At 25.6% G+C, this 3,179-nt stretch carries 4 protein-coding genes; 3 read left to right on the top strand and 1 reads right to left on the bottom strand.

What is annotated here, in order from left to right:
• Positions 1–684: 684 nt before the first annotated feature.
• Positions 685–1,158: a hypothetical protein gene (locus ACRDBA_RS02840; RefSeq protein ID WP_438571423.1), complete on the top strand. Its 474-nt coding sequence runs from the start codon at positions 685–687 to the stop codon at positions 1,156–1,158.
• Between the two features lie 372 nt (positions 1,159–1,530).
• On the opposite strand, the gene ACRDBA_RS02845 is transcribed toward ACRDBA_RS02840, so the two are convergent.
• Positions 1,531–1,836, bottom strand: coding sequence for a hypothetical protein (locus ACRDBA_RS02845; protein ID WP_438571424.1), 306 nt, complete (start codon positions 1,834–1,836; stop codon positions 1,531–1,533).
• 549 nt (positions 1,837–2,385) lie between these two features.
• Between ACRDBA_RS02845 and ACRDBA_RS02850 the strand changes: the two genes are divergently transcribed.
• Together ACRDBA_RS02850 and ACRDBA_RS02855 are read left to right on the top strand one after the other, a co-directional pair.
• Complete coding sequence (locus ACRDBA_RS02850; RefSeq protein WP_438571425.1) at positions 2,386–2,619, top strand: hypothetical protein; 234 nt, start codon at positions 2,386–2,388, stop codon at positions 2,617–2,619.
• A gap of 128 nt (positions 2,620–2,747) precedes the next feature.
• Positions 2,748–3,158 carry a HEPN domain-containing protein gene (locus tag ACRDBA_RS02855; RefSeq protein WP_438571426.1) on the top strand — a complete coding sequence of 137 codons (411 nt, stop codon included), beginning with the start codon at positions 2,748–2,750 and terminating at the stop codon, positions 3,156–3,158.
• The last annotated feature ends 21 nt before the right edge of the window (positions 3,159–3,179 follow it).

Below are 3,179 nucleotides of genomic sequence, written 5' to 3' on the forward strand. Positions count from 1 at the left end.
GAAATATCTAAAGGTAAAGGATATTAAGATAAATGCTAAATCTGTAATTTTGAAAGTTTGGATATTCGGCTTTATTGCTGACTTTATTGGAACAATATCAATGGTCATGGCAAATCTAATTAATTTTAATTATGAAACATAATTAGGTAAATGGTGGTATCATAATATATCAAATGCTGTTAGTTATAATCCGTTCGAAAGCATTTATTCCATATTATGGGTAACGGCATGCGTGATAATAACCGCATTTTTTATTTATTTATTCAACTATAAGTTTTGTCTAAAGAAATTAAATTTGTCCAATGAACAGAAGAAAAAAATTGCTCTGTCATTGGCTATATTTACAGCACCATATTTATTCTATCTTCCTACAGTTTGGTTTTTCTAGAAATAATGAGAAAAATCTTCAGATTTTAAATTCCAATATGGCGTGTAGATTTAGAGGAACAATCTTAATTTATTAAGATTAAAATAGGATGTCCATTTGGACATCCTATTATGTTATGCTAATTTCAACACTATTTTAATAATCCACTAGCAATTGTTTCAGTGATAGCTGCAATTACATGAGTAATTATTAATCCTATTACATTTGAATTAAGAAATATTATTTACAAAATATGTTATAATTATATTCTTATTATTTAAAACATAACATAAGTTAGTTTTACACAAGGGGGAACCATGAATAATACAACTAAAAAACGTAGAAATACAATTGTTACATTATCACTAATAGGAATAATTTTTTATCAGTCTATTAATGTATTTAATTATAAGAAGCTAATAGAAGCGAATGACATGGAATTCAGATATACACTAAATATGCTTTCTTTATTTATAGAATCAATTGAAGAAAACAGGCATAGTGAGATTGTAGATATGGCAGCATTAGCCTCAGCAACAGGACAAGCTTATTCTATATATAGGTCGACATCATTTTATAATAAAAATGAATTCTTAGGTAGTGCTCTAATGATTTTAAATGATAATTTGACTAATAGAACTAATATCGAGGATGTACTAAATGAAAATGATTTAACGATTTTAATACCTGTAATAAATAAGCTTCAAGATAATCCTTTGGATGAGAAGTCTACAGAAGAATTCCATTACTTAGTAAGAAAACATACAGTAGTAGGGTCTCCGTTGCCTTAAAGAATGTAATAATAGTATCATATTGTGACTTTGTTATGAATAAAAAAATTTAGAAATGAGGTGCTTTGAGATGCAAGGTTCTACTGATGTATTTTATAGTCAAATGTACAAAATTTCTGATATAGTATTTTTAATATCTTTTTTAATTATTGTATTAGCAATCATATCTGTAGTCATACGTAAGAAAAAAAGAAAGCTAATAAGTAATAAATTAACAATATATAAGAATTCAAAACAAAAAAACACCACATATTCATTTGAATAATACGGTGTTTTTAAAATTTAATCTTTTATTCCTAATATATTAAAATTGTGAATCTATCAGTTTTCTAAAAACCTCTTTTATCTCTTGAGTAATTCTTTTCTATCAAACTAACTTTTCTTCTCTATTTCTTCATACTCAATAAAATACGACAATATAAAAGAAACTATGCAAGTCCAAATTATAGCAATACTTATACTAATCAATACTGAGTTTAATAAACTAACTTCTGGAAAAACCACTTTTAATTTAGGTATAAATACCATTATTAAGAATATATTGATGCAAATAAATAATCTTCCATATTTCATCTTATATATACTTCCGCATTTATCACATTTTATTATCAAGCTATTTACTGACTTTAATCTAGAGAAAAAACTAAATGTAGCATTACAATTATGACATGATATCATTGGGTTATCCCTCCCCCTGTACACTTCACGCTATAATACAATTATTATTTTATTATAGCATATTTTGTAAATACTGCACTATTCTGTTTTTAAAGAGCAAGTTTTCTTAATTAGTTCATAATATCATCAAACATACTTTAGTTTTAGAATCTGTTAAGCTGATATGAAAAATAGCTTGATTTTCATGGAATTGCTCTCTCTTTGAAAATTATATAAGTTTGAATGTTTTATTGCATGGCAAACAAACCTGCAATATCATTGAATTTTGCAAGCTAAATAAAGGTATTAAGTCTAATTAAGTAGCTGAAAACCAAGGTTTTTTGTAAAACTATCATTAGCGAAGCCATTATAGTACATAAGTCTTTTGTTGCTCCTTAAGATAATGGTTTTTATACAATTTTAATTAATGGTATAATGAAAAAGAACATTGTTTATAGAAAAAATGTGATGATTTTTATGAATTATCAAAAAGTAAGTTAGATATGGATAGTTAGTTTAAGAAGAACATTGATATTAAAGAATATAGATTTTAGAAAGGTGTGTTTATTAATGAGTAAGGAGCAATATAACCAAATAATTAATAATACTAAATCAACACTAGAGAAGAGTATCTTAGAAAAGATTACTAAGTTTAATTACAATGAAGTTGATGGATATTATGTTATTCAGGTTTTTGTTAAGGAAAATATAAAAGCAAAAGAAATGGGAGAAATACTTACAAACATTGAAGATTATGCTAAAGAATGTGGATATAACGTTTTAGTTGATTTTTTAAGAGGTTAGCAATGGATAATTTAATGGAGAGATTTACATTAGAGTGTAGGACTAATAAATCAAAAAAATTGAAAAAGTTTAAACCTAATAATATAAATAAAGAAGTGTATAAGTTTTAGAAAGCAGACTCAAATGTAATGGTAAGAGACGCTATATTAGCAAATACGGTAGGTGTTTCCTATCCAAGGCAGTTAGAAATGGTACATGGAGCTATTGAAAGAATATTAAAATCTTTTGTAATAAAGCAGTATGGAATAGAACTATTGATTCATGAAACAAGTACAATATATGATGCTATAAAATTAGATTTAGGTAGTGAAATAAGTAAAGATAACTATGATGCTTTAAGATTGTTGGATAATAATTTTATATTGTATAGATATCCTACAGCAAATAGGTTTTATAATGAAGATATGATCGATATGGCATTTGAGGTTTTGATAAATATAAATAGTTTAGTGGAAGATGCACTTAAATTAAGTAACAGAGCAAAGCAAGTAATAAAAGATGTTGAAAAAGAGATAAGTATTTCAACAAATATTGATTAATTAATATAGTAAAATGAGAAT

This window comes from Clostridium sp. (assembly GCF_051654825.1).
GTDB lineage: Bacteria > Bacillota > Clostridia > Clostridiales > Clostridiaceae > Clostridium.

Excerpts from the sequence above, each read along its gene's own strand:
- ACRDBA_RS02840 (WP_438571423.1), top strand. The coding sequence starts at position 685 with ATGAATAATACAACTAAAAAACGTAGAAATACAATTGTTACATTATCA.
- ACRDBA_RS02845 (WP_438571424.1), bottom strand. The coding sequence starts at position 1,836 with ATGATATCATGTCATAATTGTAATGCTACATTTAGTTTTTTCTCTAGA.
- ACRDBA_RS02850 (WP_438571425.1), top strand. The coding sequence starts at position 2,386 with ATGAGTAAGGAGCAATATAACCAAATAATTAATAATACTAAATCAACA.
- ACRDBA_RS02855 (WP_438571426.1), top strand. The coding sequence starts at position 2,748 with ATGGTAAGAGACGCTATATTAGCAAATACGGTAGGTGTTTCCTATCCA.